This is a genomic window from Enterococcus sp. DIV0840 (assembly GCF_050527835.1).
Classification (GTDB): domain Bacteria; phylum Bacillota; class Bacilli; order Lactobacillales; family Enterococcaceae; genus Enterococcus_L; species Enterococcus_L ureasiticus.
Genome location: NZ_CP172876.1, coordinates 923,400 through 939,315 on the forward strand (window position 1 = coordinate 923,400; position 15,916 = coordinate 939,315).

The following is a 15,916-nucleotide window of genomic DNA, read 5'->3' on the forward strand; positions in this document are numbered from 1 at the left end:
AGAATATGGGTCGTAAGTGGGCAAATATTAAAGAGAAAAAAGCTGCCAAAGACGCAAATAACAGCCGAGTTTATGCAAAATTCGGAATTGAGATTTACGTAGCAGCGAAATCGGGTGATCCTGACCCTCAAGCAAATCAGAAATTACGGTTTGTTATCGAGCGCGCAAAAACATATAATGTTCCAAAACATATCATCGATCGAGCAATCGAAAAAGCTAAAGGATCTGGCGATGAGCAGTATTCTGAATTACGTTATGAAGGATTTGGGCCAAATGGTTCAATGGTCATCGTTGATGCTTTGACAAATAACGTAAACCGTACAGCTTCAGATGTTCGTGCGGCATTTGGTAAAAATGGTGGAAATATGGGTGTCAGCGGAGCTGTAGCTTATATGTTCGATCATACAGGTGTGATTGGATTTGCAGGTGATGATGCTGATGAAATTCTTGAATATTTGATGGAAAAAGACATCGATGTTCGTGATGTTACAGAAGAAGAAGGGCAAATCATTGTCTATACAGAGCCAGAAGATTTACATGCAGTGCAAGAAGTGCTAAAAGAAAAAGGTATCGAAGAATTTTCAGTAGCAGAACTAGAAATGATTGCACAAAATGATGTAGAATTAACTGGAGAAGATTTAGAACAATTCGAACGAATGATCGATGTTTTAGAAGACCTTGATGATGTTCAAAAGGTTTATCATAACGTTGATTTAGGAGAATAAGAAAGAGAGAATCCTTATTTTATTAAGGGTTCTTTTTTGATTTTCAAAAAACGAGTGTAACCATTTCAAATGAAAGTTTCATAGATTAGGAGATACCGATATGATATAATATTATTGTAAAAATACTATATCAAGAAGTGGGGTAATGAGAAGTGGAATTAGAAAAATTCAAAGATGACCTAAAAGCTATCGGCAAAAGAGTTGTAAAGTTAAAGGATAATATAGGAACTGAAGAAGCTACAAAGACTTCACTTATAATGCCTTTTTTTCAAATCTTAGGTTATGATATTTTCAATCCAATTGAATTTGTACCAGAATTTACAGCTGATGTAGGCATAAAAAAAGGTGAGAAGGTTGACTATGCGATTGTAATAGATAGTGTGCCGACTATGTTGATTGAAGCTAAATCTATCACTGAACCACTAACGAAACATGACTCACAATTATTTAGATATTTTGGAACAACAACATCCAAATTTGGTATACTCACAAATGGAGAAATATATAAGTTCTTTACTGATTTAGAAGAACCAAATAAGATGGATTCTTCACCATTTTTGACAATTGATATTACGAATTTAAAAGATAGTCAGATACCTGAAATTGCTAAATTTCATAAAGACAATTTTGATATTGATAAAATAACTAATAGTGCCTCTGAATTAAAATATTTAAATAAATTGAAGTCATTTTTAAATGCTCAATTAAATGAACCTTCTGAAGAATTTGTAAAATACTTTGTTGGTGAAATTTATGGCGGAGTAAAAACAAAGGCAACTCTAGATAAGTTTAAACCTCTAATAAAAAAAGGGTTAAATCAATTTATTAATGAGAAAGTTAATGATAAATTGAGTGCAGCTCTTAATACTTCTGTTTTGGTTAAAGAAGAAGAGGTAATTCAGGAAGATGTTTCCGATGATATAGTTACTACACCAGAGGAGTTGGAGGCTTATACTATAGTTAAGCTTATCCTCAAAGATACAGTAGTTTTAGATAGAATTTTTTATAGGGACAATAAAAGTTATTTTAATGTATTAATTGACGACAATATTAGAAAATGGGTATTAAGATTCTTTACGTCTGGTTCAGGAATGAAAATTGAGCTAAATAATTCAAGTAGGTCCATTTTTGAAATAAACAGCCCAATTGATATTACAAATCATTCAAAAGAGATAATTAAAATCGTTGAAGGTTTCTAAAATAATACCTGAACATTTAGCATCTTTTTATAAAAAATAGGAATGAATCGCTTGACCCTTATTTTGAAGAGCAAGTTCTAACTTTTTTGAGTTAGAACTTGCTCTTCTTCTTATCTATGAATACAAAAAACCCTTCATACACACACTATATGAAGGGAAACACAATATGAAAAAACTAAGAACAATAATATAATAGCATTTTTGTTTTAAATTCTCAAATATTTCGAATTATAACGAAATTTTTGAGAATTTAGTTATCAACAAGAAAATAAATCAATTTTATATTAAACTTTCAACAGATAAGTGATTTATGTTTTATTGTTCACTAGTTTTAAACGAATCACTATAAAACAACAATCGTAAATATTTTACTTTATTATAGCCGCAGTATAGAATCAATGTAACGAAAGAATTGTTGTTCCTTTTTTTACACAAAAATAATTTTGAAATTATATTTTTTTATTATTTGATAGTATCGAATGCTGAATCTACTAAATATTAGCTAGTCAATGGGGGGGGGGCGTCAGTGTGAAACGTAAATGGTTATTTCTATTTTTAGTAGGATTGATGTTGTGCGTGTTACAGATCGATGGGTATCACGTTTTTGCAGAAGATGAAATAGTGAATGAACAAGTTGTGATGGATGATGAGCAACCTGAGATGATAAGGGATATCCAAGAACGTTTGGTTACTGTGGGGTCAGGGGCCCTTAGTGGAACTTACGCAACTGGCAGTACTGGACAATCAATTATCACAATGACGTATACTTATACACCTACACTAGATCTATCCTTAGGTGGACAACCTATAATCATGCTTCAGTTACCCGCTGAAATAGCGAATCAGATCAATGGCAATACAGCAAAGCAACAGAGTTTTTTTATCAATACTTACAGGAACAGCTACGCTTCCTGCTGCACTCGTTGGAAGTAGATCTTATGATATTCACGATACTACACATGGATTTTCTTTGGCGTATAGTAGTACTTATAATTCAGTATATGTCACATTTCCTACTAACGCTGTAAGTCTATTAGGTCTTAGCCGCTGGGCAGTTAGTTTTAGTTTTGACGTAGCAGCTTTGTATCAAAACGGTATCACGATTCCCCCTGCAAGCAATGGTGTAAACTACCCTATCAAAGGGGTTTTTGGTTCATCAACGGATGGCTTGAATATTATAAATTTAGTTTTAGGAAATGTTTCACAGTCAGGTGTTATTGCATTGCCCTCAATGTCGATAGGGACAGGTGTTCCTAATGTCACAGCGCCTATTTTAAATAGCCCACTGCTAAATTTACAATCGACTGTGAGCGGTAAAATCCTACAAACTCAAAATAGTGCTTATACTTATACTGTTCAATTGACTATTACGCGTTCTGATGGAACATCTGCTCCGATAATAATTAGTAGTATACCGGTGGATGCATCTGGAAATTTCAGCACAGTTTTAGCTTCACCTTTGCAATATGGGGATAGTGTTTCAGGACTTATTATTGCGCAATCAAAGACAACAAGTAATTATATCCAAAGCCCAGCTTTTGCCACACAAACTGTGAGTTGGCCAATCCAACCAGTAACATCTAGCCTAGCAACGCCTGGATCTACTCAACTTTCGGGGACTGCCGTACAAACAATTGCAGGAACTTACCAAGTAGCCCTACAAATAAATGCAGGAACGATATATACTACGCCACTAAATGCAAATGGCAGTTTTCAATTTTCCAATTTGCCGATGTTTAGTGGTGGAGAAACGGTCAGTTTATCGGTTCAAGGGTTAAGTAACCGAACTGGTTTGGTTTTAGTGACGAGCACAAGTTACAATCAAACGATTCCCTATTTATCGCCAGCAATTTCAATTGTACAGACGATTGAAAGACTGAATGCACAAGGTAATTGGGAAGCAGCTTCTTCTGTTGTTACAGGACAAACAATTCGTTATACGCTAACAACAACGTTGACTAATCAGCCCTCAACTTGGAGTCAGCAGCTGCTAAAAGCGTATGTTCCAAATGGAATAACACAACTAAGTCCAGTAACGTTGACTAGAACCTCAAATACAGGTGTACAGACACCAGTCTTAGGAACGCAGCTTTTAACAGACTCTAATTTAAATATGCAATATTGGTATTATCAAAATACTCTTCCTATAAATAATTTTACGCAACCAAATACGAGTTTTAAACTGCAGTATACAGGAGTGGTCGCTCAAAATATGACTGGACAATCGTTGCCTTTTTCAAGTGTTGGCGGAGCAGATGGTGGCAACACAGCAATTCCACCGCAAAATAATGCAAATTCGATCTCAGTAGGAGACGGCACGTTACGCTTTGTTCAATCACCCCAACAAATTTCGTTTAAAAGTATACCTGTACCGACCAAAATAACGACGTATAGTCCAATTATAGTAGATACTTCTTTGATTGTAGCTGACGGTCGAGTAGCAAAAAGTCAATGGCACTTGCTTGTTAGAGAAAATTTGCCAATGAAATCCACAACAACAAACAAAACAATCCATCAAGCGTTTGTTTATCGAAAAAATGGTCAAGATAAGCCAATAACGGCCATTGCTTCAGAAGTGTATGCGTACACTTCTCCCAATAATAATAATGTCGTTATTTCTTGGAATCAGCAAAATGGTGTGTTTTTAAATCTTACTCCTAGTGTAAATATTAATGTAAATGAATCGTATACCGCACAACTACAATGGATATTATCAGACGCTCCTTTATAATCTGGGTTTTGCTTCTTAAAAAAAATAAGAAGTTAAAATAAAAATGGAAAGAAGGAAGTAAACATGAAAAAGATCATTGGTTCTTTGTCTGCAGTTGCTGTACTTATTTCGTTTGGTTATTTTGGAGGAGCAGTTGGAGAAGCAGTTAATGTGGGGGCTTTAACGTCAAATGCAGATATTAGTTTCTCTCAAGATACAACTATAACACCACCCGTCAATCCAACAGATCCTACTTCGCCCGTTACTCCTAACCCAGGGGACCCTCATCAACCAGGAACTGGTGGACCATTGAGTTTGGATTATGTATCTAATTTTCATTTTGGTACTAAAGTGATTCAAACCGCAGATGCAACGTATTATGCTCAGCCGGATCAAGTTCAAAATTCACTTTCTACTTTGATCAGTGTTCCTAACTATGTTCAAGTAACGGATAAACGCGGCTTAAATCTTGGCTGGAAACTTACTGTTAAGCAAAATGGTCAATTTCAAACAGCTGATAGCACACCTGCTGTGTTAACGAATGCTCAAATGAGTTTAGTGGCTGCAACTCCAAACTCTACTGAATTGATCGCACTAGCACCGATAACGGTTCCTGTAGCACTAGATCCTACCGGTGCAGCTTCTTCTCCCGTGGCTACGGCAGCACTTTCTACAGGAATTGGAACTTGGACACTAGCATTTGGATCAGGAGCCGGAGCAGCACAAGGGGTCAAATTGACCGTGCCTAATGCAACAACAAAAGTTGCAAATGATCAATATAAGACGACCCTGACGTGGACATTGAATGATAGTCCACTGTAATAGATAAGTTATCTGATTTTAGGATTTAGCATAACGTGATCATATAGTTAATATACTGAAAAGAACCTGTTTTTATGAATAGTGTTCTTTTCAGTATATTATAAGTTGTTATAAAGGAGCTTCAACTATGAATAAGAAGTTATCGATGTTTTTATTAGCTATTATTTTTTTATTGTTCTCATTCACTATCGGATCAGTCGGCCATGCTAGTGAAATCGATTTTAGTGTTAAAGCAATTTTACCAGAGAACCAGCGTAGTAAGGAAATCAGTTATTTTGATTTAAGAGTTGTGCCAGGTGAGACTCAGACAATTAACGTAGAGCTAACAAATGATACAGATGAGGATATTACCGTTTATGCTTCAGCAAATGCCGCGATCACAAATGATAACGGTGTTGTTGATTATTCTTATAATGATACAAAAAAGGATTCGTCAGCAACATTTACATTTAGTGAAATTGCCTCGATCCCTAAAGAGATCATTCTGCCAAAAAAATCAAATAAAATCGTTGAATGTGTTATAAATCTTCCAAAAGATTCTTTTGATGGCTATGTTTTAGGAGGTCTTTATTTTGAGCAAAAAGAAGCGAAAGAATCAAAAAGTGAAGGGGCTTTGGCAGTTGGTAATCGTTTTTCTTATGTTGTGGGAGTTTTGCTAAGCGAGACAGACAAGGAAGTCAAGCCGGAATTAGTGTTAAATGAAGTCAAAGCGACACAATTAAATGGTAATAATGCAGTTATAATGAATATTCAAGATAAAAAAGCTGCAATGATCAAAAAACTACAAGTGGATGCTAAACTTTACTATGAAGATGAGACAAAACCTCGTTATGAAAACCATCAAGAATCCTTAACGATGGAGCCAAACACGAATTTTAATTACAAAATCGACTTAAATAACCAACCATTTGTTGCGGGAAATTACACCGTTAAGATCAAAGCCAATGATGGGTATAAAGATTGGACTTGGGAAAGAAAATTCGAAATAAAAGAAAAAGAGGCAAAAAAATACAATGCGACTGCTACCAATTTACCTCCTGATCAGAAAAATCAATTTCCGTGGACGATTGTTGTTGGGATAGGAGCAGTGATTCTAGTAGTAATTTTAGGGATCACTTATTATTTTAACCAAAAAATGAAAAAAGAGCAGAAAAAATATGAAGATCTAAAAAAGACCCTAGATAAACCTGAATAAGGAAGATTTATCTAGGGGGCAACAAATTTGAACAAAAAACTTATTTAAACTCAATGATCAAAAAGCAAACCATACCCTAGAGCAACGATCTCTCTAACATATGTTTTAAATCTAGCAGAAGACTTAGAAACTGCTGGAAGTCCGCTGATTTCAGAAATCCCCAGCCGTTTTGCCAATAATTTTGAACGGTACATATGAAAGTCGCTTGTAACAATCACCGTATTTCCTAGCGCTTGTTTTTCTTTGGCATTTTGAATATTTTCTTTGGTGCGGGTAGAGGTGTCTTCAGTCAAGATTTGCTTTTGTGAAATTCCATTAACTCTTAAATATTCCGCCATCACATTGGCTTCGCTATCAGGTTCATCAGATCCTTTTCCCCCGCAAACGATTGCTGTTGCAGTTGGATGCTCTTTTAAATATGGAATTGCTGCATCTAGTCTTTCTTTTAAAACTGTGCTTGGATAGGCATTATCTTTTGAAGTGCCTTTTACTTGTGCCCCTAAAATTAGTACAGTATCAGGTGTTGCTGTTGGCTGATCTTTTGTTCCGCTTAAGATTAGAAAAAGAACGAGACCTGCATAAATAATTCCTACCCCTATAATAATCAGCATAATTCGTTTCACCCATTTCATAACACCACAACCTTTCTTATCTAGTGTAGTAGATAAACAAATTGAATAGTACTTGTGGTTTCTTTTTTAAAGTTTTTTTAACGTTTTTAAGAGAAAGTATAACATAGCAGACGAACTTGTCTTATACTCTAGATAAGATGAAAAAGTGGAGGTATAACTATGAGGACCGAAGAAGAGATGTTTCGCTTGATTTTAGATACTGCCAAAAATGATCCTACGGTGCTAGCTGTCGGGATGAACGGTTCACGGACAAATAAACAAGTACCAAAAGATTCGTTTCAGGATTATGATATTGTCTATATTGTGGAATCTGTAGACGCATTTGTCAAAGACCAGTCGTGGATCAATCGATTTGGACCGCGTTTAATTATGCAGACACCAGAAGATATGGTGTTGTTTCCGCCAACAAGAAACGGAAGATTTACTTATTTAATGTTATTTGAAGATGGCAATCGAATCGATTTGACTCTTTGCCCAAAAGAGCAGGCGAATACTTGGAATGAAGGGGATCGTTTAGCTGAGATTTTATTGGATAAAGAGCAATTGTTACCTAAATTAACGGAAGCTACAGATCAAGATTATTGGGTGAAACGTCCTAGTCAGTCAGAATTCTTGGATTGTTGTAATGAATTTTGGTGGGTCAGCACGTATGTTGTCAAAGGATTATGTCGGAATGAACTGTTTTATGCGGCAGATCATTTAAATGAAAACTGTCGAAAAGAACTTTTACGCTTACTTTCTTGGCAAGTTGGAGCAGATCACGACTACCATTTCAGTGTAGGGAAAAATTACAAATACTTGCCAGATTATTTGACAAATGAACAATATGAAGCTGTCTTAAAAACGATGGATGTGTCTAGTATTTCTTTGGCTTGGTCCGCATTAATCGCATTACAAAAGCAGTTTGATGATTATGCTTGGAACTTTTCACAAAAAAATGGTTTGGTTTATGATCGAAAAACGGCTGAAAAAGTCATGAAGTATACGATGGATTTTAATGATGGTCATTAATTTGAGTAGATCTTTTAGATAAAACAAGCGAGGATTGGGTTAGAATTTTAAGTTTATTGTAAATAAATTAGAATTTCAGCAAAGATATTGTCAAATAGTCTTTTTTCCTCTCCCTTATGTGTGGTAGAATGATAAGTGCACTGTATCGAATTTTGATGGGTGTTATTTCCTGTTTATCAGAAAAAAGTAGAATTTAGCATTTATACATAAAAAACATGAATTTTTTCTCATATGTAAGCAAATTAATTGAAGATTGAGGGAAAGTTAACTAAACTAGCTTTAAAATAAAATTATCAATAAGAATGAATAGAAAAATTTTAAAACAATCAGAGGGAGATGTACTTCCTTTTATTTTATTTCTGAAACAGGAAAAGCATTGAATCAAAGTAAGCATATAAATCATAAAAAAAGGAAGATAGCTCAATGGAAAACGAAGAAGCAGTTAGCCGCTCAGAAAAAAACACAAGGGCACCCCAAAATAATAATCACTCAAATAATAAAAAGAAGAAATGGTTAGTCCCAGTAGTCGGTTTGTTGATTTGTTTAGCATTAGTATTTACTGGCGGGCTCACCTATTTCCAATCACACTTCTTTATCACTGCGAAAGCAAATGGTGTTGATATCAGTTTATTGAACGCAAAAGATGCCAAAAAGAAACTAGAAGAACTGAATAAAGCAGAATCTGTTGTGATCAAAGTGAATGACAAAGAAGAAAAAATTGAATTACCTGAAAAATATGAAATCACAGAAGAGTATTTAAAACAAAATATTGGGGATCGTTCAATCAAATTACCAATCAATGAAGATTACAAAACAGAATTGAAAAATAAATTAAACGAGCTCACTTTTGAACAAGGAACACCAAGTCAAGATGCTCGAATCGAAATAGTTGATGGTAATTATCAAATCGTACCAGAACAAGTTGGGACGGCTGTCGATAAAGAAGCTTTGATGAATCAAGTATTAAAAGATGTTGATGCGAATAAGGGCAACTATGTATATGATGTAAAAGAGTTTTACCAAAAACCAGCAGTTACCAAAGATGACAAAGGTCTGCAAGAAAAACTAACGGTATTATCAAAAAAAGAAAATAAAGCGATCACGCTTGACATCAATGGCGAAAAGTTACCTCTTACTAAGGAAGAAATCCAATCATTTATGGATGAAAGTGGAAATGTTGATCCAAATAAAGTCTACGCTTGGGTAGAACAAACAAATCAAAAATATGGTTCTATTTTCAAACCAATCATTTTTAAAAATGTTCATGGTGTAACAACAAAATATAAAAATAATGGCAGTTACGGTTGGGATATCAACATGCCGCAAACAAGAGATTTGATCGTTCAAGCAATCAATAGCGACAAAGATACTGAAGCTATTACAGTGCCAATTGATGGGGATGTAAATCAATCATCGACAGTTGATAAGGATTATGTAGAAATCGATCTAAACGATCAAAAAATGTATTTCTTTAAAGGTGGCGTAAAGGTCGTTGAAACAGATGTAATCACTGGCCGCTATAATAAAGGAACTGCAACAGTTCCTGGCTTCCACACCATTTTGTATAAAGATACAGATACAAAATTAGAAGGTGAAATGCTTGATGGATCAAAATACAGCGTACCAGTAAAATATTGGATGCCATTGAAAAGCTTCGGCGGTGTAGTGACACAAATTGGAATTCATGATGCAGATTATAAAGCAGAATATTTCGGAAACAAAGAAGCCTACAAAACAAACTTTGGTAGTAATGGTTGTATCAATACACCAGGAGCAGCAGTTGCTCAAATCTTCAATGGAGCTTATGCAGGAATGCCGGTAATTGTCTATGGACATATCTATGATGATGCACCAGGAGAATTCGATAAACCAGTTGATTATGGTGAACCAGCTTAAGAATAATTAAAAGAAGTCCAATTGGGCTTCTTTTTTAATAATGAAAAATCAATAATCAGAATGAAACAATGCTACAAGGAGGAAACAAATGATGAATGTTTTTGATCAACTCGCACAACGCTACGATTCACCAAAACAATTAGAGCTAGCAAGTATTATCACAAAAGAAATCCAGACAAAATTAGGAGATACAACAGGTAAAACTGCACTAGATTATGGCTGTGGTACAGGATTGATTGGTTTACAAATTTCAGACGAATTTGAGGAAATGCTATTTGTCGATCCATCTAAAGAAATGATCCACGTAGTTGACCAAAAAATCGCGCAAATGAATCGAATAAATGTAAAAACGGTAGTGGGGAGTTTTTCTAACGAAGATACACTAAATATAAAAGTTGACCTGATCATTGTCTCTTTAGTTCTCTTACATGTTCCTGATACACTGGATATTTTGAAGTCATTATATCAAGCATTAAATCCAAAAGGACATATTTTAGTTGTCGATTTTGATAAAAATGAAAACATCAATCATGGGAAAGTTCATAATGGTTTTTCTCAGCTTGAGTTAAAAACACAACTTGAAAAAATCGGATTTAAATCGGTCTCTAGCCGAACTTTTTATCACGGTCAGAATATATTTATGAATCAAGATGCATCTATGTTTATTTTGAATGCTGAAAAATAAATAGATTGTTTAAAAAGTGGTATCATTGAAGTATAAAAAAACAAAAAATGAAGGGAGAAAAAAGTATGCCATTTATTCATGTTGAATTAATTGAAGGACGAAGTGAAGAGCAACTGACAAACATGGTCAAAGAAATCACAGAAGTTGTATCTAGGAATACAGGAGCTCCTCAAGAGAATATCCATGTTATCGTAAATGAGATGAAAAAAGATCGTTATGCACAAGGCGGTCAATGGAAAAAGTAATTATTTATAAGAAATGCTTGCTTTTTATTTGAAGAAGTGTTTAAATTAACTCATAAATGATTGATGAGAAAGACAACTGAACTTGCAAGCAGTCTTTTAGAGAGGAAAATCTTGGCTGAAAATTTTCCAGACCTGCACAAGGAATGACCACTTTTTCCAACCTTTGTTGAAACAAAGGCGGCCGTACCGTTAACACGCTTGAGGAACATAGCTGTTTGCTGTGTTTAAAAATAGGTGGAACCACGAACTTTTCGTCCTAGTATCTGATTTAATATCGGATACTAGGACTTTTTGTTGTGAATCACTATGCTACGCTTCGATCGCATCAAACTCTAAGAATTGAAGGACTACGACTGGATTCGCCAGAGTAGATGATGAACAATACAAGGCGTGCAACGGGAGAGAAGTTACCATACTAGTGAATCACCACCTACAAGCAAGTAGAAGTTTTTTTCAATCATAATTTACTAAAGGAGGAAACAAAAAATGTCAATCAATATTACTTTTCCAGATGGCGCAGTCAAAGAATTTGAGGCTGGTTCGTCAACATTAGACATCGCTAAAAGTATCAGTAACAGTTTAGCTAAAAAAGCATTAGCAGGGAAATTCAATGGCACGTTAATAGATTTAGATCGTCCAATCGAAGAAGATGGAAATATCGAGATTGTGACACCAGATCATGAGGATGCACTAGGTATTTTACGTCATTCATCCGCTCACTTAATGGCTAATGCATTACGTCGTTTATTTCCAAAAATCAAATTCGGTGTAGGTCCAGCAATTGACTCTGGTTTTTACTACGATACTGATAATGGTGAAAATCCAATAACAGCAGAAGATTTACCAGCCATTGAAGCTGAAATGATGAAGATCGTAAAAGAAAATAATCCAATCGTTCGTAAAGTTGTTTCTAAGAGTGAAGCACTAGAATTATTTGCAGATGATCCTTACAAAGTGGAATTAATTTCAGAACTTCCAGAAGATGAAGTTATCACCGTGTATGATCAAGGCGATTTCGTTGATTTATGTCGTGGTGTCCATGTTCCTTCAACTGGTCGTATTCAAGTATTCCAATTATTATCAGTAGCGGGTGCGTATTGGAGAGGCAATTCCAATAATCAAATGATGCAACGTATTTACGGAACAGCCTTTTTCGATAAAAAGGATTTAAAAGAGTTCATCAAAATGCGTGAAGAAGCGAAAGAACGAGACCATCGTAAATTAGGGAAAGAGCTTGATTTATTTATGCTTAATCCAGATGTTGGCTCAGGATTACCATTCTGGCTACCTAAAGGTGCGACAATTCGCCGTACGATCGAACGTTATATCACAGATAAAGAAATCAGCTTAGGGTATCAACATGTGTATACACCAATCATGGCCAACGTTGAGTTTTATAAGAGATCTGGACACTGGGATCACTATCATGAAGACATGTTCCCACCAATGGATATGGGAGATGGTGAAATGTTAGTTCTTCGTCCAATGAACTGTCCACATCATATGATGGTTTATAAAAATGATATCCACAGCTATCGTGAATTACCGATCAGAATTGCAGAACTTGGTATGATGCACCGGTATGAAAAATCAGGTGCGCTATCTGGTTTACAACGCGTGCGTGAAATGACATTGAACGATGGGCATACATTCGTCCGTCCTGATCAAATCAAAGAAGAATTCTTACGTACTTTGAAATTAATGGTTGAAGTTTACGCTGATTTTGATGTGACAGATTATCGTTTCCGTTTAAGCTTAAGAGATCCTAACAATAAAGAAAAATACTTTGATGATGATGCAATGTGGGAAAGATCTCAAACAATGATCAAAGAAGCAGCAGATGAAGCAGGTATTGATTATTTTGAAGCAGAAGGTGAAGCAGCCTTTTACGGTCCTAAGCTTGATGTCCAAGTAAAAACAGCTTTAGGAATGGAAGAAACACTCTCTACAATTCAAATCGATGCACTATTACCAGAACGTTTTGATTTGACTTATGTTGGTGAAGATGGTGAAAATACACACCGTCCATTGGTTATCCACAGAGGAATCGTTTCGACTATGGAACGCTTTGTTGCATACTTAACTGAAGTGTACAAAGGCGCTTTCCCAACTTGGTTGGCACCGATCCAAGCGACAATTATTCCAGTATCTGTTGAAGCTCATTCAGATTATGCATATGAAGTGAAAAAACGTCTGCAAGAACAAGGTTTACGTATTGAAGTAGACGACCGCAATGAGAAAATGGGCTACAAGATCCGTGCCTCTCAAACACAAAAAATTCCTTATCAAATCGTGGTTGGGGATAAAGAGATGGATGATGCAACTGTTAATATCCGCCGTTATGGTAGCAAAGAAACAGAAGTCATCGATTTAAATATCTTTGTCGACAGTATGGTCGCTGATGTAGCGAATTATAGTAGAAGATAATTAAAAAAAATGGACAAGGCGATCATGCTTTGTCCATTTTTATTCAGTAAAAATTAAATATTTTCTTAGTAAGAGGATTCCCTCTATTTTTTTTTGCATTTTTTCGTTACAATAGAGAAGCGAGACTTTTCTCAATGGAGGATTAACGATAAATGAAAAAAATGAGCTTTTTAGATAAATTAAAAAAAGAGAATGAAGAACCAATGACACAAAAAAGTAAAAAATCACATATTCCGTTCCGATTGAACTTATTGTTTTTTGTGATTTTTGGTTTGTTTGTTGCATTGATTGTTCGCTTAGGTTATTTACAAATCGCTGAAGGACAGCAATTTGCAAAAAAAGCTGAAGAGAACTCAACTTTAAAAATCAAAAGCAGTGCACCAAGGGGACAGATTTATGATGCAAAAGGCAATTTACTTGCTGGAAACAAAGCTAATCTAGCCATTACTTATACACGTGGTAAAAAGGTTCAGACAAAAGACCTTGTACCGATCGCAAACAAAGTCAATGACTTGATCCATGTACCGGCAGATGAATTGACAGAGCGAGATAAAAAAGATTTTTGGTTAGCTACCCCTGAAAATCTAAAAGCTGCTCAAAAACGTTTGACTGATGCAGACAAAGTTGACGAAAAAGGCAATAAGATCACAGATGAAGGAACGCTGTATGTTAAAACCGTAGAAAAAGTAACACCAGAAGAAATCAATTTTGATGAGCATACGCTACAAGCTGCTACAATTTTTAAACGAATGAACTCTGTGGGCGAGCTTAACACAGCCTTTATTAAAAATGAAGGCGTTACTCAGGATGAAATCGCAATAATCGGTGAGAATACTTCAGAAATCGCTGGGGTTTCAACAGGGATGGATTGGGATCGAGATTATCCAAATGATACAGATCTTAAGAGTCTCTTAGGAAAGGTATCTTCTCAAAAAGCTGGTTTACCAGCAGAAGAAGCCGATGAATATATCGCTAAAGGCTATGAACTAAATGATCGTGTTGGGACTAGTTACTTAGAGAAACAATACGAAGACATTCTTCAAGGACATAAAGCAATCTCAGAAGTAACGTTAGACAGCAAAGGAAAAATCGTCACCCAAACACCTGTATCAGAAGGTAAAAAAGGTGAGAATCTAAAATTAACGATCGATATGGCTTTTCAAGCGAAAATCGAAGAAGTTGTTCGAGCACAGTACCAACAATTATTGGCAACAGGAAATGCTGCTTATTCAGATGGTGCCTACGTTGTTGTCATGAATCCTAAAACAGGTGCGGTGATGGCAATGGTTGCGTTAGATCGTGATCCAGCTACAAATGAGTTGACATCTAATCCATTGGCTACAATCAATAAAGCTTTTGAACCTGGTTCGGTAGTAAAAGGAGCCACGATATCAGCAGGGTATGAACAAGGCGTGATTACGGGGAACGATGTGTTGATTGATGAGCCAATCCAAATTTTTGGAAGTAAGCAGAAAGCTTCCGTCTTTAATAATACGATTGCAGGAAATCAAATTCCGCTTAGTGCTGAACAAGCATTAGAGTATTCGTCCAATGCCTACATGATGAAGTTAGTATTAAAAATGATGAAGACTGACTATCAATACAATATGCAGTTGCCATACGAAACGGGAGATCCAACCTTGTTTAATGTTTTACGTAAAACATTTGGTGAGTATGGTATGGGTGTTTCAACAGGAATCGATTTACCTGGTGAGGAAACTGGACTTTCAAATAAAGCTTTTGACTCAGATGAAGCGCCAATGCCAGGACATTTACTCGATTTATCTTTCGGTCAGTATGATACCTATACAGCAATGCAGCTGGCACAATATGCTTCAACTGTAGCAAATGGTGGTACTCGTTTTGCGCCACATGTGGTTGAAGGAATTTATGATAACAAGTCAGATGGTTCACTTGGTGATTTAAAAGAGGAATTAAAACCGAAAGAATTGAATAAAGTGGATATCAGTACAGAACAAATGCAAATCATTCAAAATGGGTTTTATGATGTTGTACACGGAAATGGCGTCTTTACGACAGGAAAATATATGCAAGGCGCAGCACTTGAGATTGCCGCTAAAACGGGTACAGCCGAAACTAATGTAGGGGAGCATGTTACGGTCAACAGTAACGTAGTAGCTTATGCACCTTATAATGACCCTGAGATCGCGGTGAGTGTTGTGTTGCCTCACTTAACCAGTGAAAGTACTAGACCAAACCAATCAATGGTTACAGCAATCGTTAATGCCTATGCTGAATACAAAGCTCAATAAGATTTGTAAAGTAGTTTTCCTTTACAAATTTCATAAAAAGGGTAGAAATTCATGGACAAACATGGTATGATATTTGAGGCTAAGAAATATCTTAGA

The 15,916-nt window shown here is 35.6% G+C and carries 13 protein-coding genes; 12 read left to right on the forward strand and 1 reads right to left on the reverse strand.

The genetic code is table 11. The features are described from left to right. The first annotated feature begins 5 nt into the window (after positions 1–5). The 6 genes from IGL98_RS04365 to IGL98_RS04390 all read left to right on the forward strand — a co-directional run bounded on the left by IGL98_RS04365 (position 6) and on the right by IGL98_RS04390 (position 6,651). Positions 6–725 (forward strand): YebC/PmpR family DNA-binding transcriptional regulator, encoded by a 720-nt coding sequence (locus IGL98_RS04365; protein ID WP_010760465.1) that lies wholly within the window; start codon positions 6–8, stop codon positions 723–725. Between the two features lie 152 nt (positions 726–877). Next, a complete protein-coding gene (locus IGL98_RS04370; RefSeq protein ID WP_206846866.1) occupies positions 878–1,924 on the forward strand; it encodes a type I restriction endonuclease in 1,047 nt (348 codons plus the stop codon). Positions 1,925–2,452: 528 nt separating this feature from the next. Further along, positions 2,453–2,857, forward strand: a complete 405-nt coding sequence (locus IGL98_RS04375) for a hypothetical protein (RefSeq protein WP_242590086.1) — start codon at positions 2,453–2,455, stop codon at positions 2,855–2,857. Further along, entirely contained in the window at positions 2,775–4,655 is a 1,881-nt protein-coding gene (locus IGL98_RS04380; protein WP_242590085.1) for a hypothetical protein, read from the forward strand. The genes IGL98_RS04375 and IGL98_RS04380 overlap by 83 nt, the downstream gene beginning before the upstream one ends. Positions 4,656–4,718: 63 nt before the next feature. Continuing rightward, positions 4,719–5,456, forward strand: a complete 738-nt coding sequence (locus tag IGL98_RS04385) for a WxL domain-containing protein (RefSeq protein WP_206911630.1) — start codon at positions 4,719–4,721, stop codon at positions 5,454–5,456. Positions 5,457–5,583: 127 nt separating this feature from the next. Then, entirely contained in the window at positions 5,584–6,651 is a 1,068-nt protein-coding gene (locus IGL98_RS04390; protein WP_206911629.1) for a DUF916 and DUF3324 domain-containing protein, read from the forward strand. 50 nt (positions 6,652–6,701) lie between these two features. Here the strand turns inward: IGL98_RS04390 and IGL98_RS04395 are convergent, their stop codons facing one another. Then, the gene (locus IGL98_RS04395) at positions 6,702–7,283 is read right to left on the reverse strand and encodes a YdcF family protein (protein ID WP_206846871.1); all 582 of its coding nucleotides are present in this window, start codon (positions 7,281–7,283) and stop codon (positions 6,702–6,704) included. 159 nt (positions 7,284–7,442) lie between these two features. On the opposite strand from IGL98_RS04395, the gene IGL98_RS04400 reads away from it, so the two are divergent. The 6 genes from IGL98_RS04400 (at position 7,443) to IGL98_RS04425 (ending at position 15,820) form a co-directional block, all read left to right on the forward strand. Beyond that, positions 7,443–8,294: an aminoglycoside 6-adenylyltransferase gene (locus tag IGL98_RS04400; protein ID WP_206846872.1), complete on the forward strand. Its 852-nt coding sequence runs from the start codon at positions 7,443–7,445 to the stop codon at positions 8,292–8,294. A gap of 423 nt (positions 8,295–8,717) precedes the next feature. Further along, a complete protein-coding gene (locus IGL98_RS04405) occupies positions 8,718–10,190 on the forward strand; it encodes a L,D-transpeptidase family protein (protein ID WP_206846873.1) in 1,473 nt (490 codons plus the stop codon). A gap of 88 nt (positions 10,191–10,278) precedes the next feature. Then, positions 10,279–10,875, forward strand: coding sequence for a class I SAM-dependent methyltransferase (locus tag IGL98_RS04410; RefSeq protein ID WP_242590084.1), 597 nt, complete (start codon positions 10,279–10,281; stop codon positions 10,873–10,875). 65 nt (positions 10,876–10,940) lie between these two features. Beyond that, positions 10,941–11,120: a 2-hydroxymuconate tautomerase gene (locus IGL98_RS04415; RefSeq protein WP_010760473.1), complete on the forward strand. Its 180-nt coding sequence runs from the start codon at positions 10,941–10,943 to the stop codon at positions 11,118–11,120. 486 nt (positions 11,121–11,606) lie between these two features. Beyond that, positions 11,607–13,547 (forward strand): threonine--tRNA ligase, encoded by a 1,941-nt coding sequence (gene thrS / locus IGL98_RS04420; protein ID WP_206846874.1) that lies wholly within the window; start codon positions 11,607–11,609, stop codon positions 13,545–13,547. Positions 13,548–13,699: 152 nt separating this feature from the next. After that, complete coding sequence (locus IGL98_RS04425) at positions 13,700–15,820, forward strand: penicillin-binding transpeptidase domain-containing protein (protein WP_206846875.1); 2,121 nt, start codon at positions 13,700–13,702, stop codon at positions 15,818–15,820. Positions 15,821–15,916: the final 96 nt, after the last annotated feature.